This window comes from Sphingomonas sp. OTU376, assembly GCF_038440415.1.
GTDB classification, from domain to species: domain Bacteria; phylum Pseudomonadota; class Alphaproteobacteria; order Sphingomonadales; family Sphingomonadaceae; genus Sphingomonas; species Sphingomonas kyeonggiensis_A.
Genome location: NZ_JASATQ010000040.1, coordinates 1 through 23103, shown reverse-complemented (window position 1 = coordinate 23103; position 23103 = coordinate 1). Strand labels below are relative to the sequence as shown.

The 23103-nt window shown below is 67.4% G+C and carries 18 protein-coding genes and 1 tRNA gene; 10 read left to right on the top strand and 9 right to left on the bottom strand.

Annotation, left to right across the window (positions count from 1 at the left end; translation table 11 throughout):
* Positions 1-19 precede the first annotated feature (19 nt).
* The 3 genes from AAHM44_RS16105 to smpB all read right to left on the bottom strand — a co-directional run bounded on the left by AAHM44_RS16105 (position 20) and on the right by smpB (position 3411).
* Positions 20-2098: a M13 family metallopeptidase gene (locus AAHM44_RS16105; protein ID WP_342250617.1), complete on the bottom strand. Its 2079-nt coding sequence runs from the start codon at positions 2096-2098 to the stop codon at positions 20-22.
* Between the two features lie 268 nt (positions 2099-2366).
* The gene (locus AAHM44_RS16100) at positions 2367-2870 is read right to left on the bottom strand and encodes a DUF2062 domain-containing protein (protein WP_269576461.1); all 504 of its coding nucleotides are present in this window, start codon (positions 2868-2870) and stop codon (positions 2367-2369) included.
* Positions 2871-2928: 58 nt separating this feature from the next.
* The gene (smpB, locus tag AAHM44_RS16095; RefSeq protein ID WP_184168263.1) at positions 2929-3411 is read right to left on the bottom strand and encodes an SsrA-binding protein SmpB; all 483 of its coding nucleotides are present in this window, start codon (positions 3409-3411) and stop codon (positions 2929-2931) included.
* 219 nt (positions 3412-3630) lie between these two features.
* Between smpB and AAHM44_RS16090 the strand changes: the two genes are divergently transcribed.
* From AAHM44_RS16090 to AAHM44_RS16070, 5 genes are all read left to right on the top strand, one after another.
* Positions 3631-3792 carry a hypothetical protein gene (locus tag AAHM44_RS16090; RefSeq protein WP_269575468.1) on the top strand — a complete coding sequence of 54 codons (162 nt, stop codon included), beginning with the start codon at positions 3631-3633 and terminating at the stop codon, positions 3790-3792.
* 50 nt (positions 3793-3842) lie between these two features.
* Entirely contained in the window at positions 3843-5606 is a 1764-nt protein-coding gene (gene recJ, locus AAHM44_RS16085; protein WP_342250615.1) for a single-stranded-DNA-specific exonuclease RecJ, read from the top strand.
* 82 nt (positions 5607-5688) lie between these two features.
* Positions 5689-5763 (top strand) — tRNA-Glu (locus AAHM44_RS16080).
* A gap of 424 nt (positions 5764-6187) precedes the next feature.
* Positions 6188-6880 (top strand): hypothetical protein, encoded by a 693-nt coding sequence (locus tag AAHM44_RS16075; protein ID WP_269575470.1) that lies wholly within the window; start codon positions 6188-6190, stop codon positions 6878-6880.
* Positions 6881-6883: 3 nt separating this feature from the next.
* Positions 6884-8674 carry an ABC transporter ATP-binding protein gene (locus tag AAHM44_RS16070; protein WP_342250614.1) on the top strand — a complete coding sequence of 597 codons (1791 nt, stop codon included), beginning with the start codon at positions 6884-6886 and terminating at the stop codon, positions 8672-8674.
* On the opposite strand, the gene AAHM44_RS16065 is transcribed toward AAHM44_RS16070, so the two are convergent.
* The gene (locus tag AAHM44_RS16065; RefSeq protein ID WP_184165733.1) at positions 8671-9384 is read right to left on the bottom strand and encodes a Stf0 family sulfotransferase; all 714 of its coding nucleotides are present in this window, start codon (positions 9382-9384) and stop codon (positions 8671-8673) included. The two genes, AAHM44_RS16070 and AAHM44_RS16065, sit on opposite strands and share 4 nt — an antisense overlap.
* Before the next feature lie 282 nt (positions 9385-9666).
* Here AAHM44_RS16065 and AAHM44_RS16060 point away from each other — a divergent pair, with 282 nt between their 5' ends.
* Positions 9667-11505 (top strand): CmcI family methyltransferase, encoded by a 1839-nt coding sequence (locus tag AAHM44_RS16060; protein WP_342250613.1) that lies wholly within the window; start codon positions 9667-9669, stop codon positions 11503-11505.
* Positions 11502-12452, top strand: coding sequence for a UDP-glucuronic acid decarboxylase family protein (locus AAHM44_RS16055; RefSeq protein ID WP_269575473.1), 951 nt, complete (start codon positions 11502-11504; stop codon positions 12450-12452). The genes AAHM44_RS16060 and AAHM44_RS16055 overlap by 4 nt, the downstream gene beginning before the upstream one ends.
* Positions 12453-12494: 42 nt before the next feature.
* Here the strand turns inward: AAHM44_RS16055 and AAHM44_RS16050 are convergent, their stop codons facing one another.
* Entirely contained in the window at positions 12495-13259 is a 765-nt protein-coding gene (locus tag AAHM44_RS16050) for a LytR/AlgR family response regulator transcription factor (protein WP_342250612.1), read from the bottom strand.
* On the bottom strand, positions 13256-14347 hold the full coding sequence (locus AAHM44_RS16045; protein WP_342250611.1) for a sensor histidine kinase: 1092 nt from the start codon (positions 14345-14347) through the stop codon (positions 13256-13258). The genes AAHM44_RS16050 and AAHM44_RS16045 overlap by 4 nt, the downstream gene beginning before the upstream one ends.
* Before the next feature lie 188 nt (positions 14348-14535).
* Here AAHM44_RS16045 and AAHM44_RS16040 point away from each other — a divergent pair, with 188 nt between their 5' ends.
* Positions 14536-14826 (top strand): hypothetical protein, encoded by a 291-nt coding sequence (locus tag AAHM44_RS16040; protein WP_342250610.1) that lies wholly within the window; start codon positions 14536-14538, stop codon positions 14824-14826.
* On the opposite strand, the gene ssuD is transcribed toward AAHM44_RS16040, so the two are convergent.
* The 3 genes from ssuD to AAHM44_RS16025 all read right to left on the bottom strand — a co-directional run bounded on the left by ssuD (position 14823) and on the right by AAHM44_RS16025 (position 19514).
* Positions 14823-16031, bottom strand: a complete 1209-nt coding sequence (ssuD, locus tag AAHM44_RS16035; protein WP_342250609.1) for an FMNH2-dependent alkanesulfonate monooxygenase — start codon at positions 16029-16031, stop codon at positions 14823-14825. The genes AAHM44_RS16040 and ssuD overlap by 4 nt on opposite strands.
* Before the next feature lie 69 nt (positions 16032-16100).
* Positions 16101-16544: an RrF2 family transcriptional regulator gene (locus tag AAHM44_RS16030; RefSeq protein ID WP_184165713.1), complete on the bottom strand. Its 444-nt coding sequence runs from the start codon at positions 16542-16544 to the stop codon at positions 16101-16103.
* 96 nt (positions 16545-16640) lie between these two features.
* Positions 16641-19514 (bottom strand): TonB-dependent receptor domain-containing protein, encoded by a 2874-nt coding sequence (locus tag AAHM44_RS16025; protein WP_342250608.1) that lies wholly within the window; start codon positions 19512-19514, stop codon positions 16641-16643.
* Between the two features lie 229 nt (positions 19515-19743).
* On the opposite strand from AAHM44_RS16025, the gene AAHM44_RS16020 reads away from it, so the two are divergent.
* Together AAHM44_RS16020 and AAHM44_RS16015 are read left to right on the top strand one after the other, a co-directional pair.
* On the top strand, positions 19744-20841 hold the full coding sequence (locus AAHM44_RS16020; protein WP_342250607.1) for a membrane dipeptidase: 1098 nt from the start codon (positions 19744-19746) through the stop codon (positions 20839-20841).
* 156 nt (positions 20842-20997) lie between these two features.
* On the top strand, positions 20998-23061 hold the full coding sequence (locus AAHM44_RS16015) for a phosphocholine-specific phospholipase C (protein WP_342250606.1): 2064 nt from the start codon (positions 20998-21000) through the stop codon (positions 23059-23061).
* The last annotated feature ends 42 nt before the right edge of the window (positions 23062-23103 follow it).

The window sequence follows — 23103 nt, the reverse complement described above, 5'->3', positions numbered from 1 at the left end:
AGCGGCGCCGTACGTCACTTTACCAGATCCGGACGCGCTTTTCGGGCGTCAGGAACAGCTTGGTGGTCGGATCGGGGTTGTAGGCGCCGTACCAGGGATCGAGGTTGCGCACGACCCAGGCGCGCTGCTGCGACGGCGAGTGCGGATCGGTGAGCAGGCGCTGGCGCAGATTGGCCTCGCGATAGTTGCGGCGCCACACCTGGGCCCAGCCCTGGTAGAAGCGCTGGTCGCCGGTGAAGCCGTCGAGCACCGGCGCGGCCTGGCCGTTCAGCGAGTGCTTGTAGGCGTCATAGGCGACGGTGAGGCCGGCCAGATCGGCGACATTCTCGCCGAGCGTCAGTGCGCCCTTCACATGCATGCCCGGCAGCGGCTCATACTGGTCATACTGGGCGACGAGCGCGTCGGTGCGGTCCTTGAACGCCTTGACGTCCGCCGGCGTCCACCAGTCGGTCAGGCGGCCTTCCTTGTCGTACTTGGCGCCCTGGTCGTCGAAATGGTGGCTCAGCTCGTGGCCGATTACCGCGCCGATGCCGCCATAGTTGACCGCCGGATCGGCGTTGGGATCGAAGAAGGGCGGCTGCAGGATCGCGGCCGGGAAGACGATCTCGACCATGCCGAAATTGGCATAGGCGTTCACCGTCATCGGGGTCATCCCCCACTCCCAGCGGCGGATCGGCTGGCCGAGCTTCGAGACATTGTCGTCATACTGCCAGTTGTTGGCGCGGACATTGTTGCCGAACGCGTCGCCAGCGGTGATCGTCAGCGCCGAATAGTCCTGCCAGCGGTCCGGATAGCCGATCTTCGGGGTGAAGGCGGCGAGCTTGGCATGCGCCTTGACCTTGGTCTCGGGCGCCATCCAGTCGAGCTGATCGATGCGGCGGTCCATCGCGGCGATGACGTTCTTGACCAGCTGGTCCGCCGCCGCCTTGGTCTCGGGCGGGAAATACTTGGCGACATAGAGCTGCGACAGGTCGTCGGACAGCGCGCCGGTGGTGAAGTCGGTCGCGCGCTTCCAGCGGGCTTCCTGCTCGGGCGTGCCCGACAGGGTGGTGCCGTAGAAGGCGAACTGCTCCTTGTCGAAGGCGCTGGGCAGCACATCGGCGAAACCGTCGAGCGTGCGGACGAGCAGCTGGTCCTTGAGCACCGCGAGCGGCGCCTGCTGGATCGCCTTCGCGATGCCGGTGAAGGCGCTGGGCTGGGCGACGATGACGGTGTCGACGTTCATCTTGCCGGCGGCGAGCATCGCCTTGAAGTCGAAGCCCGGCGCCAGCTTCTGCAGCTGGGCGACGGTCATCTTGTTATAGGTCTTGTTGCTGTCGCGGCTCTCGACCCGGGTCCACTGGACCGCGGCGATCTTGGTCTCGAACTCGACGATCGCCTTGGCGCGGGCGGCGGCATTGGGCTCGCCGGCATTGGTCAGCTGGGTAGCGAGATGCTTCTCGTACGCGGCCTTGGTCTCGACGAACTTGGCGTCCTTCGAGAGGTAATAGTCGCGATCCGGCATGCCGAGGCCCGACTGGGACAGGTTCACCGCATAGACTTCGGGGTTCTTGTCGTCCTGGCCGATAAAGGCGGCGAACGGGCCGCCGACGCCGTTGCGGCGGGCGGCGGCGGTGAGCGCCGGATAGCCGGCCTTGGTGCTCAGGCCCTTGATCTGGCCGATCCAGGCCTGGGCGGGTGCCAGCCCCTTGGCGTCGATCGCCGCGGTATCGAGATAGGTCGAATAGGCGGTGCCGATCTTCGACGACGGATCGTTCTTCACGCCCTCGAGGATTTCCTGGGTCTGCTTCTGGGCATTGTCGGCGAGGATGTTGAACGCGCCGTAGTTCGACTTGTCCGACGGGATCGGCGTGTTCTTCGCCCAGGTGCCGTTGGCGTAGCTGTAGAAATCGTCGCCCGGCTTGATCGCGCTATCCATGCCGGCGATGTCGAAGCCGTAGCTGCCATAGACGGGCTTGGGCTTTTCGGGCGGCGCCACCTCGGCCTCGGTGACCGGCGCGGCTTCGACCGGGGCGGTCGGCAGCGGCTGGTTGTGCGCGCAGCCGGCGAGCAGCACGGGCGCGGCAAGGAAGGTAGTGGTCAGGAGCGACAGGCGCATGGGAAACCTCTGGGTCGGTTGAATGCGCGCTGTCTTATACCGTCGATACGCCTCGTCAATCGACTGGGCGCAACATTGTTACGCTTTGGCGACTGATTGTGTTTCTCCCCTTTCTCCTCCCCTCCCTGCAAGGGAGGGGCTGGGGGTGGGTTGCGAGCGCAGCGAGCTCAGCCACTGGCCGGGGATAAAAGAAAAGGCCGGGCATCGAGCCCGACCTTTTCTAACCCACCCCTAACCCCTCCCTTGCAGGGAGGGGAATAGTTTCCTGTCAGGCTGCAGCCCCTGCCCGCGCCGCCTGGCGCCGCTTCCATTTGCGCGCGATCCACAGCCGCCATGCCAGCGCGGTGCCGAAATAGCCGACCAGCGCGAGGATGAAGGTGATCGTGATCAGCCCGGTCAGCGTCGCCGGGCCAGCCTGGTGGACCAGCCAGTCGCTCCAGCTCTGCTCGATCACCTGCGCCTTGGCCACCACTTCGCCCGGGCCGATCATCCAGCTGCCGAGCCAATAGGCCGCGACCCACAAGGGCGGCGTGGTGAAGGGATTGGTGACGAAGGTGGTCGCGGCGGCGGCCGGGATATTGGCGCGCAGTGGCAGCGCTAGCACGGCCGAGGCCGGGATCTGCCCCATCGGCACCAGCACCCCGGTCACCATGCCGAGCGCGACGCCGCGCGGCACCGAGCGGCGGGTGAAGCGCCATAGCGACGAATGCATCACCCGGTTCGCCACCGGGCGGAGCCAACGATTGGTCTCGACCGACTCGCGGCTGGGCATCGCCTTGTCGAGCCAGCGGCGGAAACGCGACGTGTGCGCCGTGGGCACGGGCGCGGGATCAGTCACGGCCGCCGCGGAGCAGGCGTCCCTGCTCACGCTTCCAGTCCCGTTCCTTGATCGACTCGCGCTTGTCATGCGTCTTCTTGCCCTTCGCCAGCGCGAGCTCGACCTTCGCGCGGCCCCGTCCGTTGAAATAGATGGACAGCGGCACCAGGGTCATGCCCTCGCGCGCCACCGCGCCATGAAGCTTGTTTATCTCCCGCTCATGAAGGAGCAATTTACGGGGGCGCTTGGGCTCGTGGTTGAAGCGGTTGCCATGGCTGAATTCGGGGATGTTCGAATTGACCAGCCAGACGCCGCTGTCCGTCACTTCGGCATAGGCTTCGGCTATCGATCCCTCGCCGAAACGCAGCGACTTCACCTCGGTGCCGGTCAGCGCGATGCCGGCCTCATAGGTGTGCTCGATGAAGTAATCGAACCTCGCGCGCCGGTTCTCGGCGACGGTCTTCACTTTTTCCTGGGCGGGACGTGGGCGGGCCATAAGAGGCGCGATGTAGGCGCGGAACGCACGAAGCGCCAGCCCGGTCCGGCACGAAGCGACGGCGTGCCGGAAATGCGGTGAAGCGAGCAGCGCTCTTGATGCAGGTTGTCGCCGAAATCTGCAGATTGGCGTATAAACAATGCATTGGCGTCCCCGGAACCGAGCACGGCGCCGAATGACAGCAACTGGAGAGCTGCCGCTTGAAGCCGGAGCTTTACCATGCCCCCGCCGAATGACCGAGAATATCTCGAACGCCGCCAGCGCATGAGCGAGGAAAAGGCGCGTACCGCAAGCGACCCGGGCATTGCCCGCATCCATGGCGAATTCGCCGCGGCCTATGCCCGCCGGCTCGCCCAGCAGGCGACGCCGCTGGCCGAATAGCGCCCGGCACGCGATGGACAGGGCCCCTGCCCTGTTCCATAGCTGTTCCGATGTCCGTCGTACTCAATATCCAGCGTTCGATCACCGGCCAGCCCTGGCACTGGCGGGGCCTTGCCGGCGACTCGCGCGGCGGGCTGGTGCCCGACGACCTGGTGACGCAGCTGCTGCTGGCGCGCGGCGTGGCGCGCGAGGATCTCGACATGCACAAGGCGCCGAGCATCCGCGCCTTCATGCCCGATCCCTCGATCTTCCGCGACATGGACAAGGCGGCCGAGCGCCTCGCCGACGCCGTGGAGAAGCGCGAACAGGTCGCAATCTTCGGCGATTATGACGTCGACGGCGCCACTTCCGCCGCGCTGCTGATCCTGCTGCTGCGCGACCTGGGCCTCGAGGCGCGGCCCTATATCCCCGATCGCCTGATGGAAGGCTATGGCCCCTCGGGCGAGGCACTGGTGCGATTGAAGGGCGAAGGCGCCAGCCTGATCGTAACCGTCGATTGCGGCGCACAGGCATTCGAGGCGCTGGAGATGGCGCGCGACGCCGGCGCCGAAGTGATCGTGGTCGACCACCATAAATGCACCACCGAGCTGCCGGTCGCCCTCGCCCTGGTGAACCCCAACCGGCTCGACGAGGACGAAGGCGCGGCGCACGGCCATCTGGCTGCGGTCGGCGTCGCCTGGCTGCTCGGCGCGGCACTGGTCCGCGTGCTGCGCGCGCGCGGCTGGTTCGCCAGCCGGCCGGAACCCAAGCTGCTCGACCTGCTCGACATCGTCGCGCTCGGCACCGTGGCCGATGTCGCGGCGCTGCGCGGGCTCAACCGGGCGTTCGTTGCCCAGGGGCTCAAGGTGATGGCCCAGCGCCGGAACATCGGACTCAACGCGCTGATCGAGGCCTCGCGCCTCACCCGGGCGCCGACCTGCACCGATCTCGGCTTCGCGCTGGGGCCGCGGATCAATGCCGGCGGCCGCGTCGGGCGTTCGGACCTGGGCGTGCGCCTGCTCACGACGCGTGATCCGCAGGAGGCGCGCGAGATCGCCGAGGAGCTCAATCTCCTCAACGAGGAGCGCCGCGCGATCGAGGCGAGCGTGCAGGCCGAGGCCGAGGAAATCAGCCTGCTCAAGGCCAATCATTCGGTCGCGGTGATCGCCAGCAAGGGCTGGCATGCGGGCGTGATCGGGATCGTCGCCGGGCGGCTCAAGGAAAAGCTCGGCCGGCCGGCGATCGTGATCGCGCTCGACGAGGACGGCATCGGCAAGGGATCGGGCCGCTCGATCCCGGGCGTCGACCTGGGCGCGGCGGTGCTGGCGGCCAAGGATGCCGGCCTGCTCAAGGCGGGCGGTGGCCATGCCATGGCGTGCGGCGTGACGATCGAGGCGGACAAGCTCGACGCATTCGCCGAGTTCCTCGAGGAGCGGCTCTCGGAACGCGTGACCCAGGCGATGGGCGAGCGAGCGCTGCTGCTCGACGCGGTGGTGGCGCCCGGCGGCGTCTGCCCCGACCTGGTCAATGCGATGGAGGCCGGCGGCCCCTATGGCATGGGCTGGCCCGCCCCGCGCGTGGCGGCCGGGCCGGTTACGGTGATCAAGGCCGATGTGGTGGGCAGCGGCGGCCATGTCCGCCTGATCGTGGCTGGGCCGGACGGGCGCAGCATCAAGGCGGTAGCCTTCCGCCAGGCCGATACCGAGCTCGGCCAGGCCCTGCTTTCCGCCCCGCGCCACCGCAAGCTGTGGCTCGCCGGGCGGGCCAGGATCGACGACTGGGGCTCGCGTCCCGCCGCCGAATTGCATGTCGAGGATGCGGCCTGGGCGGATTGAGCAAATAATCGGGAAATGGTGCGATGAAGCGCTTGACCGCGTGCCGATCCTTCCCTAACTGGCCGCCTCCACGCTTCGGCATGGCCCCTTCGTCTAGCGGTTAGGACGCGGCCCTTTCACGGCTGAAACACGGGTTCGATTCCCGTAGGGGTCACCATCCTGAGTCTGTCGGCGACCAGGGTGGCGTTCGGGCGCGTTGTCTCTCAGTATATTCTCACATTATTGGCAGCGACGATCGCTGGCGGGGCCCCTTTGCACGTTGCGCTTGATGAAGCCGGACATGCGATCGCGACGCGCGCGAACGATTCGACGCGCCGGCGCGATCCCGCATCCGGGATCTTGGCGGCGGCAGTGTCGCTTCACGGGTTTTCAACCAACGCCGTGCGTCATTGCTACCGAATGGCACTTCACCGCCGCGTTCAACTTAGACATCAAGGATGGCCAACGCTAAGGCCCGTGTCGTGATGCACGGCCAGGGTGGCGGTGTCGCCGGAGGATCACATAGAAGCATGACGGCCTGTACCACGCTCTGGATAGGCCCCTCCCTTTCCCCGCTGGAAAGGGCGTGCTTCCGGTCGGTGATGCGCGCCGGACATCCGCTGATCCTGTATTGCTATGACGAGCCGGCGGGAATTCCGGAGGGCGTGGAAGTACGCGATGCGGCAACGATCCTGCCGCGCGAAAGCATCATCCGGCATCGGACCGGCAGCGTGTCGCTATTCTCGAACTGGTTCCGCTACGAACTCCAGCGCCAGGGCGCCGGGATCTGGATCGATTCGGACATCTACCTGCTGCGCCCGATCACCGAGAACCGCAGCTTCCTGTTCGGCTTCGAGGATGTCGGCATCATCAACACGGCGATCCTCCGGCTGCCGCCGGACTCTTCGCTGCTGACGCGCCTGCTCAAGATCTTCGAGGAGGACAGCGTGCCGGCCTGGCTTCCGCGCCGCCCCCGGCTGAACGCCTGGTGGCGCCTCAAGACGCAGGGGCGCACCGGCCTTTCGGAGATGCCGTGGGGCGTGACCGGCCCGCGCGCGCTGACCGCGCTGGCGGCCGAGGAAGGCGTGACCCATTGGGCGCTGCCCCCGCACATCTTCTATCCGCTCCACTACACCCAGGCCGACCGGATACTGGATCCCGCATTCTCGCTGGCGGACATGACTGCCAGCGACAGCGTCGCGATCCATCTCTGGAACGAGAATATCAAGCATTTCAAGGACAAGCCGGCACCGCCCGGATCTTTCCTGGCCCAGCTGCAGGCAGAGGGCGCCTAGCCGATGCCCGGCACCAGGCCTTTGTCGGACGAGACCTTCTTCGCCATTGCCCGGCGCCTGTGGCAAACCATGAACCAGCGCCGCCGGCGGCAGTTCTCGCGCACGCTCGGCCTGATGGCGATCGCCAGCGTCGCCGAGCTGGTCACCATCGGCTCGCTGCTGCCGTTCCTGGCGCTGCTCGTCGCCCCCGAACGGGCCGGCCGCATGGCGGGCGTCCGTTTCTTCGAGCGCCTTGCCGGCCAGGGAAACCTGCTCGACGCCGCGATCATCTGCCTCGTCGTCGCCAGCGTGGCGGGGGGCGTGATCCGCCTTGCCCTGCTCCGCGCCACGAGCAAGCTGACCTTCGGCCTGGCCCATGACGTGGGATCGGAGATCTTCCGCCGGACCCTGCTCCAGCCCTACCTGCTGTTCGCGTCGCGCAATCCCAGCGAGGTCGTCGCCGGCATCGACAAGGTGAACGTGCTCGCCAATTCGGCCTTCCAGCCGGTGATGCAGGGCCTGGTCGCTGTGTTCCTGACCTCGACGATCCTGCTCGCCCTGGTCCTGGTGGCACCGCTGGCGACGCTGGGAGCGGCGGGCCTGGTCATCGCGGCCTATATCCTGTTCAGCGTCACGGTGGGCGGCCGGCTTCGCGGCAACTCGGCCACGGTGGCACGGACGGCAACCGCGCGCATGAAGGCGCTGCGCGAAGGCATGGGCGCGCTGCGCGACGTGCTGATGTGCCAGGCACAGGGGGAATTCCAGGCGCGGTTCGACAAGCTGGACATCGCATTGCGCGAAGCCCAGGCGCAGAACACCTTCGTCACCTCGGCGCCGCGCGTGGTGGTGGAGAGCTCCGCCGTGGCTATCCTCGGGCTCAGCGCGCTCTATTTCAGCACGGTCGAGGGCGGGATCACCGCCGCGCTGCCCACCCTCGGCGCGCTCGGCTTCGGCGCGATCCGCATCCTGCCGCTGGTCAACAGCTCGTTCGTCGGCTGGAGCATGTTCACCAGCAACAAGCGGGTCTTCCTCGACGTGCTGGCGCTTTCGCAGACCCCGGTGATCGCCCAGCACGACGCACCCGCGGTGCCGCTGCCGCTGCAGGAGGGGCTGACCTTCGAAGCGGTGGGCCTCGAATATCCCGGTCGCGGCGCGGTGCTGCACGATATCGGCTTCCATATCCCCTATGGCACCTGGACCGCGCTGGTCGGCCCGACCGGAAGCGGCAAGAGCAGCCTGCTCGACCTGATCGCCGGGCTGGTCGAGCCGAGCTCGGGATCGATCACGGTCGGCCGCCAGGTGCTGGATGCCAGCACCCGCTCGGCATGGCAGGCAACGGTGGCTTATGTCCCGCAGCAGATATTCCTCTCCGATGGGCCGATCGCCGAGAACATCGCCTTCGGCACCGCCCGGGAGAATATCGACATGGACCGGCTGCACGCAGTCGCCGAGCGCGCCCAGCTGACCCAGTTCATCGCCGGCCTTCCCCACGGGATGGAGACCCCGGTCGGCGACGCGGGCATCCGCCTCTCCGGCGGGCAGCGCCAGCGCATCGCCATCGCCCGCGCTTTGTATCGCGAAGCCCGGCTGATCATCCTGGACGAAGCCACCGGCCAGCTCGATCGCGGCACCGAACAGGCCGTGATCGAAGGCCTGCGCGCGAGCATCGGCAGCACGGCGAGCGTGCTGGTCGTCACCCATAATCCGGCGGTGGCCGCGGTGTGCGACCAGGTGCTCACCATGACCATGGGCAGGGTGACCAGCGAAACGCCGCCCGCAGCGGCACCAGCCGGCCGGAACGGCAGCGCCGGCTAGCGCAGCGCGCGCAGCACCGACCTTGCGATCCCGGGCAGCGACCCGTCCTCAAGCTCCGCGATCCGGTCGACGGGACCGGCTTCGGCCAGGTAGCGCTGCTTCCATTCGGCGCTCAGCTCGTCGCGCATGACGCGCCCCGACACCTTGGACCAGTCGATCTGCACGTCCGACACGCCGACCAGATCGGCGATGCGCGTCACCACGTCCTGCGGCTTGTCCACGATCTCGTCATAGGAAATGCTGAGCGGCCGGATGCCGTGGGTCGCGAACCAGACGCTCCAGCGCGCCTGCCCCCGCGCGATGTCCTTGAGGGTCGCGGTGATCTGCGCGCGATCATAGGCAGCCGGGCGGGCCTCGCCGGCGCTGCTCTCATATCGCGAGGTCTGGGCGGCGCGCGCGAGCGATATCGCCTGGTCCAGCAGGTCGGCGCGGGTGATATGGACGAACGACAGGTTCGGCAGGTCGCTCACCCAGCGCCACCGGTCAGCCACCCGGGCATGCACCGAGAAGATCTTGAGGCCGTAGACGCCGTTGTCGCTGGAGGCGCGGGCCATCATCATGTCGAGCAGGCTCTCGCCCTTGCCGAGCTGCGCCTCGAAGCGGGGATGGAACCATTCGAACGGATGGCCGAGCACGCCAGTGGACGCGATGGCCTGCTTGAGGAACGTGGTTCCCGACCGTGGTTCGCCACATAACGCATAGCCCCGCATTGCATTCTCCGCTCGATCAGCCCGCGCGCCTATCGCGAAAAAACGACAATGTCAGTCGATTAACGCGCCGCATCCCGGCGACGGAACGATTTTCCCGAAAGGGCGGGCGCCACCCGGAAACCGCATTGACACGGAATTTCCGTGGCCTAACCGGAATCCCAATTCCGTAATTCTGGGGGAACCGTCAATGCGGTCTGGGGATCAAGGGGCCAGTCCTGCCATGTCTGTCCGCGATGTGGCGTGCCTTCCGAACGAGGCCGGCAAGGCTGGGCGGGCGCACGCGTGACGACCGCGAACGAACCGGTGACGGCGCCTTCCCCGGCAGCGGCTGCCGCCGGCGACGGGACCGGGATCTTCGATCCCCGGCCGGTCGCCCTGCCCGACCGCAGCGACGTCGGCGCGCCGGCCTGCTCGGTGGTGATGACCGCCTATAACGACTTCCGTTTCCTCGACGAGGCGGTCGACAGCGTCCTCGGCCAGGATTTCCAGGATTTCGAGCTGATCGTGATCGACGACGGCTCGGACGATCCCGAGCCGGTCAAGGCGCTCGCCGCGCGCGACCCGCGCATCCGGGTGCTGCTCAACGAGACCAATGTGGGCACCGCAGTGTCCGCCAACCGCGCGATCGCGCAGGCGCGGGGCGACATCATCGTTCGCCTCGATTCCGACGACGTTTCCGAACCCTCGCGGATCGGCAAGCTGGTCGAGGCACTGCGCGCCGATCCCGAGCTCGGCCTGGTCGGCAGCGCGGTTACCCTGATCGACGAGGCGGGGCGTGCCCATCGTGTCGAGATCATGCCGGAAACCGATCTCGCCATCCGCTGGACGCTGCTGTTCCACAATCCCTTCTACCATTCCGCAACGGCCTTTCGCCGCGCCGCGTTCGAGGCTGCGGGTGGCTACCGCGAAGACGAGCCGGTCTCGCAGGACCATTATCTCTGGTTCGACATCCTGCCGCACACCCGCGCGCGCAACCTGGCCGAGCCCCTTACCCGCTACCGCGTGAACTCGCAGGGGCTGACCGCGACCCATCCCACCCACAGCCGCAAGCGCACCGATCCGATCCGCGAGGCGATCTGGCGCGACCTCGGCCTGACCTATGACCCGCACAAGGTGCAATTGGGCGGCGATGCCAGCAATTTCCTGCGGGGCGTGGATATCCGCGAGCCGGAACGCCGCGACGCGGCCGAAGCCCATATCCTGAAGATGCTCGATCACCTGCTGGCCGAACGGCCGGCGCTGGCGCGGCCCAATGAGCAGCTGGCGATCGACCGGTTCATCACCAAACTTCGGCAGCGCTTTGCCGCGGGGCGCCGCTCCACCCTTGTCCCGCACAGGCTCCGCCGGGCGTGGCAGCTCTCGCGCACCATCGGCGTGGCATCCACCGCGCGCCTGGTGATCGACCGCCTGTCGCGAAAGGCCACCCCTGCCGCACCGCGATCCGTCCGCCTGACCAATGTCGGCGAGATGGATCCGGTGACCGCATTGTTCCACCAGGTCTCCCCCTATGAGGGGTTCGATCCGAGCGCCTGGCCCGCCGATGTGCAGGGCTGGGGCTCGGAAGACCCGGTGTTTCTCGAGGTCATGTCGAAGGTGAAGCCGAAGCTGATCGTCGAGGTCGGCAGCTGGAAGGGCGCCTCCGCGATCCACATGGCCCGGATGGCGAAGGCGCTGCGCCTCGACTGCCGGATCATCTGCGTCGACACCTGGCTGGGTTCGGCCGAGCACGCCCTGGGGCAGCGGCCCGAATGGCGTGAATCGCTGCAATTCAGGCATGGCTTCCCGCAGCTATATTTCACCTTCCTGGCCAATGTCGTGCGCGCCGGCGTCGCCGACCGGATCGTGCCGCTGGCGAACAGCTCCGACAATGCCGCGCTGATCCTCGCCGCCCGTAACGTCGCGCCCGATCTCATCTATATCGACGGCGCGCATGAGGAGGATCCCGTCTATCGCGACCTCCACAATTATTGGCGCCTGCTGGCCCCCGGCGGCGCGCTGATCGGCGACGATTTCGGATGGGAAGGCGTGCGGCGCGCCGCCGAACGCTTCGCGGCGGAAACCGGCCTGGAGATCGATGCGCGCGGCGAGAAGTTCATCCTTTGGCGGGCGCAAGGCGAATGAGCGGAAACATCGAACGCGTCCTCGTGACCGGAGGCGCCGGGTTCATCGGTTCGCACCTTGTCGATCGGCTGATCGATCGCGGTGCCCATGTCATCTGCCTGGACAACCTGCTGACCGGCGCGATGGGCAATGTCGCGCATCTCGCCCGGCATCCGCGCTTCGAGTTCCTGCAGCGCGACGTCTGCGAGCCGCTCGATCTCCAGGTCGATGCGATCTACAACCTCGCCTGCCCGGCATCGCCGGTTCAGTACCAGCGCGATCCGGTACGGACGACCAAGACCGCAGTGCTCGGCGCGCTCAACATGCTGGAACTGGCCAGGCGGAATACCTGCCCAATTCTCCAGGCCTCGACGAGCGAGGTCTATGGCGATCCGCTCGTCCATCCCCAGGACGAAAGCTACAGCGGCAATGTGAACTGCACCGGGCCTCGCTCCTGCTACGATGAAGGCAAGCGGTGCGCGGAGACGCTGTTCTTCGACTATCGCCGGCAATATGGCCTGGCCGTAAAGGTAGCGCGGATCTTCAATACCTATGGCCCGCGCATGCAGCGCGACGATGGCCGCGTGGTCAGCAACTTCATCACCCAGGCGCTCGTGGGCGCGCCGATCCAGCTCTATGGCAATGGCAGCCAGACCCGGTCCTTCTGCTATGTCGACGATCTGGTGGAAGGCCTGTTGCGGCTGATGGCGACGCCCGATGATTTCACCGGGCCGGTCAATCTCGGCAATGCCGCCGAGATCTCGATCAGCGCGCTGGCGGAGCGGGTCTTGTCCCTGACCGGCTCGGCGTCGCCGCTGCAGAACTCGCCCCTGCCCACGGACGATCCGCGCCGGCGCATGCCGAACCTCGCGCTTGCCGAGCAGGTGCTCGGATGGCGGGCGGCCATGCCGCTCGACAAGGGCCTGATGCACACCATCGACTATTTCTCGCGCCAGCCCGTGGCGTGATCGAAGCGCGATCGGAACCGGCGCAGCCGCGTCGGTTCCGGTTCACGCCCCCTCGGGACCGAGACCCAGCCGGGCGAGCACCGCCTTCCCATAGCTGGGGCCCACCTGCACCTGCGCGCCGTCCCGCATCTCGAGCGCGATCAGCCCCTTGCCCAACCGCTGGACGCCGCTGACAAGCGCCGGGCGGATGAAGGTCGAACGGTGCACCCGCATGAGCCCGCTCGAGATCAGCAGGGAGTCGAGCACCTTCATCGAGATGCGGTGGATGAAGCTGCGCGTCGCGGTGTGGAGGATGACATAGTCCTTGGCGGCCTCCACCCACTCGATCTGGTCATGGGGCAGCCGCAGCTGGCCGTTCGCCACCTGCACCCAGATCGCCGCGTCGCACGCATCGGGCACGGGATCGGGCAAGGCGGCGAACCGGTCCGCCGCCTCGCGCTGCGCCTGCCGGCGCCGCGCCCGCTCGACCGCCTGGCGCAGGCGATGGAAGCGCACCGGCTTGAGCAGATAGTCAGCCGCCTCGACCTCGAACGCATCGGGCGCATATTGCTCGAAGGCGGTGACGAAGACGATTTCCGGCCTGGCTTCGGCCGGCAGATCCGCCGCGACGCGAAGCCCGCTCTTCCCCGGCATCGAGATGTCGAGCATCACCAGGTCCGGCGTCGTAGCCGCGATCCGCGCCTCCGCCTCGCCGCCGGTGGCCGCGGTGCCAACCAGGTCGACGCCGTCGATATCGGCAAACAGCGCCGCCAGCCGCTTCAGTGCCAGCGGTTCGTCGTCGACGAGCAGAACGCGCAGCGGCTTCATGCAGCCTCTCCCTGTTGCGGCTGATGAGTCAGCGGCAGGCGAAGGGTGGAGAGGAAGCCCGGGCTCCGCCGCGCGGTCTCCAGCGATCCCTGGTCGCCATAGAGCGCCTCGAGCCGCTGGCGGACATTGGCGAGGCCCACGCCCGTACCCGGCTTGGCGGCGCCACCGGTACCGTCGTCTTCCACGGCTATCACGAGATGGCTGTCCTCGACCCTGGCCTCGACCCGGATCGTCACCGGCACCGCGCTAGTCGCCACCGCATATTTGATCGAATTCTCGACCAGCGGCTGCAGCGTGAAGCCGGGCAGCAGCGCGTCCTCGAGCTCGGGCGGGCAGACGAACTCCACCGCCAGCCGATCCCCGAACCGGATGCTCTCGATCTCGAGATAATGCTGCAGCGTCGCCAGCTCGTCTTCCAGCGCGATCACCGCATCCGGGTCCACCGCAAGCGTGGCGCGCAGGAACTCGGAAAGCTCGGCCAGCATCGCATCGGCCGGCTTGTAGTCGCGGGTCACGATCAGCGAGGAGATCGCGTTCAACGTGTTGAACAGGAAATGCGGATTGAGCTGGTAGCGCAATGCGGCAAGGCGCGCGGCCGTGGCCGCTGCCTCCGCTCGGCTCGCCGCCTCCCGCACGGCCGCAAGCTCCCGCTCGCGCAGGCGGGCGAGGTTGTTCGCCTCGATCACCGTGAACGCGGCACCGAGCAGCGCGAACTGCCAGACCAGCGCGACGAAATTGGTGAGCGCCCGGATGCCGAACGGCGCGGGCGGCTGGGTCGATGCCATCAGCCGCGCGATCCACTGGCTGGTCACGCCGTCGATCACCGCCAGCACCGCCGACGCCAGCACGACGGCACCGCCGGCAATGGCGAAGCGAAACACCGGGCTCCGCCCCCGGGCACCGCGCACCGCCAGATACACGCCGCCCGAAAGCAGCGCGCCCAGCAGGCAGATCAGGATGACCGAGACCAGGACATAGGCGGAGAGGCCGGTGAACACCTGGAACGGGATCAGGTAGAGCACCCCCGACAATATCCAGGTCAGCGCCACCAGCCAGGCGGCCTGTCGTATCTCGGGTACCAGTTTCATCGGTGTCGCGCCCCTTCCGCCCGCGCCCATAGGGCATCGCCGGGGCGCTGACGTCCACCTTCGTCTCATCCCCGTCCGCTTTTGTCGCATGACCTCGCCCGCGCCGCCAGAGCGCCGGGCCCGGTCGCGGCGCTGCGGCGCGGCACCCTGTCCGTCCCTAGGAAGAGCCTGGGCGTCCGGAGAAAGTAATGCACAACCGCGGCTTGCACCGAAGCATCGCCCTGCTCGGCATCGTCCCGGCGCTGGCGACCGAGCCGCCCCAGACCGCCGCCTGCACCACCCCGCCCCGCGCGTCGGAAAAGGGGCCAGCAACCGCTCCCGTCAGCCTGAGAGACCAGGCCCGGCGCACCGGCGCGGGCAATTTCCTCGGGCGCGGCCTGATCCCGGCCTCGCCCGGCGAAGCGCCTGCCGGCAAGCGCCAGGACGAAGCCGTGCGCGCCAGCCGACCGGCCGCCTGCCAGTCCGCTCCGAAGCGCTAGGTGAACCGCCCCGCCGGCACCGGCTCTTTCGCCAGCCCTTCCGCCGCCAGCTTCACATCGGCGGGGGTGAAGAACGGCCTGAGCGGCGGCAGCGTGGCGCCGCGGCGATGCGGCAGGTTGAGCTTGGGGAAGAGCAGCTCCGCCACGCGGTACGCTTCCTCGAGATGCGGATAGCCCGATCCGATGATCGTATCGATCCCGATATCGGCATATTCCTGAAGTCGCTCGGCCACCGTGTCCGGATCGCCGACCAGTGCCGTGCCCGCGCCGGTGCGCACCAGCCCGATGCCCGCCCACAGGTTCGGCGCGATCTCCAGGTTCGCGCGGCTGCCCTTGTGCAGCGCCTGCATCCGCGATTGCCCCACGGAATCGCTGCCCTTGGTGAGGAAGGACTGGAACAGCGCGATCTGCTCGTCGGTGACGTGGCGGATCAGGTCGTTGGCGGCATCCCAGGCCTCGGCCTCGGTCTCGCGCACGATGAAGTGGATGCGCAGCCCGAAGCGGATCGTGCGGCCGCGCTTCGCCGCGCGTCCGCGGACATCGTCGATGATCTCCTTGAGCTGCGACGGCGGCTCGCCCCAGGCGAGATAGACATCGACATGCTCGGCCGCGATCTCGCGCGCGATCTCCGAGGATCCGCCGAACCAGATCGGCGCATGCGGCTCCTGGACGAAGGGGAAGATCAGCCGCCCGTCCTCGATGCTCAGATACTCGCCCTGCTGCGTCACCGTCTCGCCGCGGGCTAGCCTGCGCCAGATGTCGAGGAACTCGGCGGTCTGCTCGTAGCGCTGGGTGTGGTCGAGGAAGATGCCATCCTGCGCCAGCGCCTTGGGGCTGCCGCCGGTGACGACGTTGAGCAGCGCGCGGCCGTTCGACAGCCGGTCGAGCGCCGCCGCCTGGCGCACCGCCTCGGCCGGCGCGGTCAGGCCCGGGCGCAACGCCACCAGCAGCTTGAGGTTCTCGGTAAAGGGCGCGATCGAGGCGGCGGTGATCCACGCATCGGCGCACATCGCGCCGGTGGGCATCAGCACGCCATAATAGCCGAGCCTGTCCGCCGCCACCGCCACCTGGCGCAGATATTCGGGATCGGGCGCACGCTCCCCCTCGGGCCAGGCGAGCCGGCGATTGTCGCCGCCCGAGGGGATGAACCAGAGGAAATTGAGCGGACTGCGCTTCGCCGCGCCTGCACCGATGAAACCCGCCATGGCCGTCACTCCTGCCCTTGGGATGGAGTGCACAGACCAGCCTTTCCGCCGCCGATCGGCAAAGCAGGATTAATTGTCTACATTATAAGTAGAGTTTAGTGCCTCGGGCAGCGGATTGGCCAGGGTGACGCCGTCGAGGATGCGCGCGGTCTCGTCGCGCAGATAGAGCATGAGGTGGTGCAGCCGGCATTCCTCCTCGGCCACGCAATTGTCGCACTTCTCATAGGCGAAGCGGCTCGCACAGGGCACCAGCGCCAGCGAGCCATGCGTCTTGCGGACCAGATCGCCGATGCGGACCTGCTCGGGCGGCTGCGCGAGCATATAGCCGCCGTCCCTGCCCCGCTGCGAATTGACCAGGCCCTCGCGGTTCATCTCGGAAAGGATGACCGTCAGGAACTTGCCCGGGATGTTCTGCTTCTCGACGATCTCGGCCAGCGGCACCGGCCCCTGGCCATAGCGATCGGCGAGATGCTGGAGCGCGCGGATGGTATAGCGGGTCTTCTGCGAAAGCATGGCGCCGCTCTATGCGCGAGCGGCCCGTCCGATACAATCGCTCCGCCGTCTTCGGATATCCCCGGAGAGCCGCGAGGGCTCCCCGGGGATGCCGCGTCAGAAGCGGAAGTCCACGCCCGCATAGAGCAGGCGGCCATAGAGGTCATAGGTGGTCGCCGAGGTCTGGGTACCCGGGAAGGTCACCAGGCTCGTGTCGCTGAAGATCGGCGGCTTCTTGTCGAACACATTGTCCACGCCGAGATAGAAGGCGTAGCGCGTGCCCAGCGGCTCGAAGCGCACCTGCGCGTCGTGGTACCAGAAATCGCCGGTCCGCCGCGGCGTTGCCGAAGTCAGGTCATCGACCACCGACGACAGGTAATTGACCCGCCAATTGACCGACACGCCGTCGAAGCCGAGCGTTGCCGACGCATTGACCTTGTCGCGGAAGCCGGTGCCCAGGCGGCCGCAGGCATAGCAGTCGAGCTGGCCGAGTTCGTCCTGGGTCGGACCGCCCGGATAGGAGGTCTGCTCCTGCTTGAGCAGGTGCGTCCAGCGCAGGTTGAAGTCGATCTTCGCGAACGGCAGCTTGGTCGAATATTGCGCCTGGGTGTCGATGCCCGAGACTTCGAACGAGCCGGTGTTCAAGTTGATCGCGTTGACGCTGGTCAGGTGGCCGGTGTTGTCGCGGATGATGTTGTTGCAGAAGATCGCCTCGCCGCCGCCGGTGTAGCACTCGTCGAGCGAGGTCTGCTGGCCGATGATGCCGATCGCGTTCTCGACCTTGATCTGGTAATAATCGACCGACAGGCTGAAGCCGCGCGCGAAGCGGGGCTGGAAGACGCCGCCCAGGGTGAGCGTCTTGGCGGTTTCCTCGCGCAGGTTCGGATTGCCGCCGGTGAAGCCGTTGATCGTCTGGATCTGCGCGGTCGAGTAGACGAAGCCGCCGCCAGCCGCCGCCGCGGCGATCGCCGGGACCGCGCGGCACGCCGCCGACAGGTTGGTCACCGAGATCGGCGCGCCGTCACCATTGCCCGCGCGCTGGTCGCACGGATCGATCACCGCCGGGAAGGTCTCGTTCTGCGCCGAATAGAGCTCCGAGATGTTCGGCGCGCGCGTCGCCTGCGAATAGACGCCGCGGAAGCGGATGTCGGGGATCGGCGCCCATTCCGCGCCGGCCTTCCAGCTCCACACGCCGCCGACCGTCGAATAGTCAGCATAGCGCGCAGCACCTTCGATGCTCAGGCTGTGGAAGAAGGGCTTGTCCTTCAGGATCGGCGCGTTGAGCTCGATAAAGGCTTCCTTGACGTTGTACGAACCGCGCGTGTCGCTCAGCTGGTTGCCCAGCGTCAGGCCCAGATTGGTCGCCTCGTCGAAATCCTCGGTGCTCTTCTCGTGGCGATACTCGCCGCCGATCGCGAAGCCGAGCGGACCGCCCGGCAGGCGGAACAGGTCGCCCGAGACCGTCGCCGAGACGACGTCCTGCTTCACCCGCGCCTCATAGCGGGTCTGCTCGCCATTGCGCGTCACATAGGCCGCGGCCGCGGCCGAGACGGTGTTGAAGCCGAAGATGTTGATCGGCACGCAGGCAGCGTCGTTGTTGTTCGGATTGGCATCCGCGTTGATCGCGCAGACCGGCCCGTTCGGCCCCGCCACCGCGTTCAGCGCATTGGCGTAGTTCGGGCCATAGACGGTGCCCGACTGGGTGACGTCGCGGGTCTCGCCATGCGTGTAATAGACGTCATAGCGCAGCGTGGGCGACAGTTCGCCGCGCACGCCGGCGACGCCGCGCCAGGTCTCGCGGTCGTTGCGGTTGCTGCGATCGAAGATGTCGTTCGAACGGCGGCGGAACGGCAGCGCGGTTACGCCGGCAGTGATCATCGCATTGCGGATCTGGGTGGGGATCAGCGGGTTGGTGATCGGGATGCCGGCAAAGGCCGATCCATCGGCATAGACCAGGTCGGTCGAGGCCACGGCCTGCGGCTCAAGCGAGCTCTGCGACTTGGACTTGGCGTACTGGAATTCGCCATAGACGGTCGCGGCCGGCGCGATCTCGAACTTGGCGAGCGCCGAGCCGAGATAGCGCTCCACCGGCAGCGCCAGATAGCGATCGAAGTTGCGGTTATAGCCGTCGATGTTCGCGCTCTGATACTGCTTGAGGTTGTTCAGCGCGTCATAAGTGAAGGTGCCCGCGCCCGGCGCGAAGGTGCCGCTCGGGCTGAACAGGCCCTGTGCCGAGAAGGAGCTGCGGTTGGGATTGTCCGTCGCGGAGAAGCTGCGGTCGCGCGAGCGCAGGCCATGGTCGAAATCATAGCTGCCCGACAGCACGATATGGCCGCGGCCATCGGCGAAGCTGGCGCCGGCCACAGCCGAGACCAGCTGGCGGGGCGCATCGCCCTTGTCGCTGACCGTCCCCTGCCCGTGCAGGCGCAGGCCGACGAACTCGTCGTCCAGGATGAAGTTGACCACGCCCGCGATCGCTTCCGAGCCATAGACGGCCGAAGCGCCGCCGGTCACGACGTCCACGCGCTTGATCAGGTCGGTGGGGATGGTGTTCAGGTCGACGATCGACGTGCCCGGAATACCGGCGACGTAGCGACGGCCGTTCACCAGCACCAGGGTGCGCGACGAGCCGAGGCTGCGCAGGTTCACCGAAGCCTGGCCGTTGCCCGTGGTCGAGAAATTGGTCGAGGTGCGGCTGATGTTCTGGCCCACGGCCGGCAGGTCCGCGAGCACGTCCTGGATGTTGGCGGCGCCGGTGCGCGCGATATCCGCGCTGCTCACCACGGCCACCGGAACCGACGCTGCAAGATCGGAACGCGCGATGCGCGAGCCGGTCACGACGATGTCACCCTGTGCTTCCTGGGCATCCGCAGGCGCGGTGGGACCATCGGCCTGCTGCGCATGGGCGACGCCGCCCGCGCAAAGCGCAAGCGCGGTCGCCACGGGCGAGACCGCCCGGAACAGAGCCTGTCGATTAGGAAATTGACGCATGTTTCCTCCTGTTGATGCCATTACCCGAAACCCCGCGCGCATGGCTCCGACACACCGTGGTAACGCGGTTGAAACAAGGCTAGGTCAAATCCCACTGGATTAATATGGTATTTTGTGAACGATTGTTTTCGGGTTCGAAACAATTGATTGCTGCCCGGTCGCAGCCGCTTGCGCATCCTTGCGCCGGTCCGGCGGTATCGAGTCGGGCAGTTCCTCGGGAGAAAAATGCATGGTGACGCGGCGCGGCGCAGTGATCGGAATGGCGACGACGGCTCTGGCGGCGCCGATGCTGGCCCGGGCATCGCGGGCGCCCCGGCTGTTCTTCGATTCGCTGAGCTTCCTGCCCGAAGACCTGAACGAGATCACCGCCGCGGGGCTGGGCGGGATGATCGCCGACGTCTCCGACCTGATCGAGGTGCGCGGCGCGGACGGCGTGCCGCGCTACAGCCGCAACTTCGCGGCGAACGATCCCGCGATCGACCGTGCCGTGGCGAAGCTCAAGGACTCCAAGGTCGCTTGGCTCGCGCGCAAGGGCAGCGAGATCGGCACCCGCCCCGGCTGCGCGGTGTTCCTGCAATTCCAGTCGACCGAGATGATGGGCGACGATCTCTCGCGCATCGCCCATTTCCACGACAAGGGCCTGCGCGTCCTCCAGTTTACCCATCACAACAACACGCAGTACGCCGGCGGCGCGCTCGAGACTGTGCAGACCGGGCTCACGCCTCTGGGGATCGAGGGGTTGGCGGAGATGAACCGCCTGCGCATCCTGCCCGACGTATCGCACGGATCAGTGCCGACGATGCTCGAGGCGGCGCGTCGTTCGAAGACCCCGATCGCGCTCAGCCATGGCGCCGCGCGCGCCATTGTCGACCACCCGCGCTGCGCGCCCGATGAAGTGATCCGCGCGATCGCCGAGCGCGGCGGCGTAATGGGCATCTTCATGATGAGCTTCTGGCTCACCCGCAACAAGGTGCCGACCGTCGCCGACTATGTCGCGCAGATCCGCCATGTCGCGCGGGTCGGCGGGATCGACGCGGTCGGCGTCGCCAACGACTTCCCGATGGCCGGCCAGACCAATCTCATCAAGCTGAACAACGACAATGCCAAGGGCGTCGAGGAATATCTCGAATGGTGGCGCGCGCTGCGCCGGCAGGGCGTGCCCGGCTTCGAATGGACGCCCGAGCATGTCGTGATCCCCGAGCTCAACCGCATCGATCGCATGCAGCGCATCGCCGCCGCCCTCACCGCCTCGGGCTTCCGCGCACGCGAAGTCGACAAGATCATGGGCGGCAACTGGCGCCGGTTGCTCACCGACGTGCTCGGCTGAGCTACTCGCCGCACGGCATGTGGATATTATGCCCGCATCCCGCAAAAACTTCGCGAAACCCGATTTTCGTCACATCCCTTGCACATAGCGCGCCTAGGCGCGACCAAGTCTCGCCGGCACGCCGCCGGGCCGGGACCAATGCGTACGGGAGTAGTCATGCCGATCGATCGCCGCACCTTCATCCTCGGCGCCTCGGGCGTTGCCGCCGCCGAGACGGGCGCCGCGACCGGCCTTGCCCGCGCGGCGAAGGGCCGGAAGGGCTCGATCCAGGATATCGAGCATGTCGTGATCCTGATGCAGGAGAACCGCTCCTTCGATCATTATTTCGGTACGCTGCGCGGCGTCCGCGGCTTTGGCGATCCGCGCCCGATCGCGCTGCCCGGCGGCAAGCCCGTCTGGGCGCAGCGCCGCGCCGATCGCGACGGCGGCCAGGTCGCCTGGCCCTTCCGCCTCGACTATAACGGCAGCAACGCCCGCTGCTTCACCGGGCTCGACCATAGCTGGAAGGACAGCCAGGCGCGCTGGCGCAACTGGGACGTCTGGGCCGACCAGAAGGGCCCGCTGACCATGGCCCACCTCACCCGCGAGGACATCCCTTACTATTACGCGCTCGCCGACCAGTTCACGATCTGCGACAGCTATCACTGCTCGCTCCAGGGGCCGACCGGCCCGAACCGCCTCTATCATTTCAGCGGGACCAACGGCCTGAGCGTCGGCCAGGAGGGCGAATATTGCGTCACCAATGGCGGCACCGATCCCAATCCGGGTGCAGACATGGCGAAGGACGACGCCAGCGAGGGCCTGCCCTGGCGCAGCTATGCCGGCCGGCTCGAGGAAGCCGGCATCTCCTGGAAGCTCTATCAGGAGATCGCAAATTATTCGGACAACCCGCTGGGTTACTTCAAGGAATTCCGTAAGCTCGACCGCGCCTCGTCGCTCTACAAGCGCGGCCGCGCCTATGTCGACTGGGTCGACGGCATCGCGCCGAAGAACCCGGAGACGACCCGTGCGAAGCACCTGATCGCCGCCTTCGCCGCCGATGTCGCCGCCGACCGGCTGCCCGCCGTCTCCTGGATCGTCCCGATGATGGAGATGAGCGAGCATCCCGACGCGCCCGTCCCCTTCGGCGAAGTGCTGATCTCCAGCCTGGTCGCCGCGCTCGCCGCCAATCCCAAGGTCTGGGCCAAGACCGCCTTCATCCTCAACTATGACGAGAATGACGGCTTTTTCGACCATGTCCCCGCCCCGATGCCGGCGATCGCCCCGCAATATGGCGCGAGCAATGTCGATGTCCGCAGCGAGACCTACCAGGGCGAGCCGGTCGGTCTCGGCCCGCGCGTGCCGATGATGGTGATCTCGCCCTGGACGCGCGGCGGCTGGGTCAACTCGCAACTGTTCGACCACACTTCGGTGCTGCGCTTCCTCGAGAAGCGCTTCGGCATCGCCGAGCCCAACATCTCGCCCTGGCGCCGCGCGATCTGCGGCGACCTCACCTCGATGTTCGATTTCGATGTGACCGAGCGCCAGCGCCTCGACACGCGCTGGGCCGCCGCCCTGCCCTCGGTCGCCAGCTATTTCGAAGAGACGGAGAAACTCTGCAAGACCGCCCCGCCGCCGAAGATCGCGACGGGCAAAGGCGTCCCGGCCCAGGAGCCCGGTACCCGCCCGGCCCGCGCTTTGCCCTATCGCTTCACCGTCGAGCCGATCTGGTCCGATGCCGGGCTGACCCTGCGCTTCGTCAATGAAGGCCCCGAGGGGATCGTGTTCGGCGTGCAGGATGAGACCGCCTTTCCCGGCTGGCGCTATTTCACCGTCGCCGCCCAGTCGAAGCTCGAGGAGCATTGGCCGCTCCGCCGCGACCGGGCGCATGCGCTGGTGGTCCAGGGCCCGAACGGCTTCCACCGCGAATATCGCGCGAACGGCGCCGCCCGGATCGAAGCGACGATCGCATGGCAGGGCACCACCGGCACGCTCCACCTCGCCAATCGCGGCTCTGCCCCGCTGACCCTGGCCAGCCACTGCGCCCATAGCGACGCGCGGGCCAGCCACGACCTCGCGCCCGGCGCCGAGGTCCAGGCGCCGGTGCCGCTTGCCGAGCATCACTGGTACGACCTGTTGCTCACCGGCGCAGACGGCACCCGCCTGCGCCTCGCCGGCCATGTCGAGACCGGCAAGCCCGGCACCAGCGAACCGGCGGCCGCCTTCCCGCACAAGGCTTGAGCCCCCCTTTCTGCTTCCCCGGCGGAAGCCGGGACCCAGGGG

Bases quoted from the DNA above. Each gene is read 5' to 3' on its own strand.
- AAHM44_RS16105 (WP_342250617.1), bottom strand. From the start codon at position 2,098: ATGCGCCTGTCGCTCCTGACCACTACCTTCCTTGCCGCGCCCGTGCTG.
- AAHM44_RS16100 (WP_269576461.1), bottom strand. From the start codon at position 2,870: ATGCCCAGCCGCGAGTCGGTCGAGACCAATCGTTGGCTCCGCCCGGTG.
- smpB (WP_184168263.1), bottom strand. From the start codon at position 3,411: ATGGCCCGCCCACGTCCCGCCCAGGAAAAAGTGAAGACCGTCGCCGAG.
- AAHM44_RS16090 (WP_269575468.1), top strand. From the start codon at position 3,631: ATGCCCCCGCCGAATGACCGAGAATATCTCGAACGCCGCCAGCGCATG.
- recJ (WP_342250615.1), top strand. From the start codon at position 3,843: ATGTCCGTCGTACTCAATATCCAGCGTTCGATCACCGGCCAGCCCTGG.
- AAHM44_RS16075 (WP_269575470.1), top strand. From the start codon at position 6,188: ATGCGCGCCGGACATCCGCTGATCCTGTATTGCTATGACGAGCCGGCG.
- AAHM44_RS16070 (WP_342250614.1), top strand. From the start codon at position 6,884: ATGCCCGGCACCAGGCCTTTGTCGGACGAGACCTTCTTCGCCATTGCC.
- AAHM44_RS16065 (WP_184165733.1), bottom strand. From the start codon at position 9,384: ATGCGGGGCTATGCGTTATGTGGCGAACCACGGTCGGGAACCACGTTC.
- AAHM44_RS16055 (WP_269575473.1), top strand. From the start codon at position 11,502: ATGAGCGGAAACATCGAACGCGTCCTCGTGACCGGAGGCGCCGGGTTC.
- AAHM44_RS16050 (WP_342250612.1), bottom strand. From the start codon at position 13,259: ATGAAGCCGCTGCGCGTTCTGCTCGTCGACGACGAACCGCTGGCACTG.
- AAHM44_RS16045 (WP_342250611.1), bottom strand. From the start codon at position 14,347: ATGAAACTGGTACCCGAGATACGACAGGCCGCCTGGCTGGTGGCGCTG.
- AAHM44_RS16040 (WP_342250610.1), top strand. From the start codon at position 14,536: ATGCACAACCGCGGCTTGCACCGAAGCATCGCCCTGCTCGGCATCGTC.
- ssuD (WP_342250609.1), bottom strand. From the start codon at position 16,031: ATGGCGGGTTTCATCGGTGCAGGCGCGGCGAAGCGCAGTCCGCTCAAT.
- AAHM44_RS16030 (WP_184165713.1), bottom strand. From the start codon at position 16,544: ATGCTTTCGCAGAAGACCCGCTATACCATCCGCGCGCTCCAGCATCTC.
- AAHM44_RS16025 (WP_342250608.1), bottom strand. From the start codon at position 19,514: ATGCGTCAATTTCCTAATCGACAGGCTCTGTTCCGGGCGGTCTCGCCC.
- AAHM44_RS16020 (WP_342250607.1), top strand. From the start codon at position 19,744: ATGGTGACGCGGCGCGGCGCAGTGATCGGAATGGCGACGACGGCTCTG.
- AAHM44_RS16015 (WP_342250606.1), top strand. From the start codon at position 20,998: ATGCCGATCGATCGCCGCACCTTCATCCTCGGCGCCTCGGGCGTTGCC.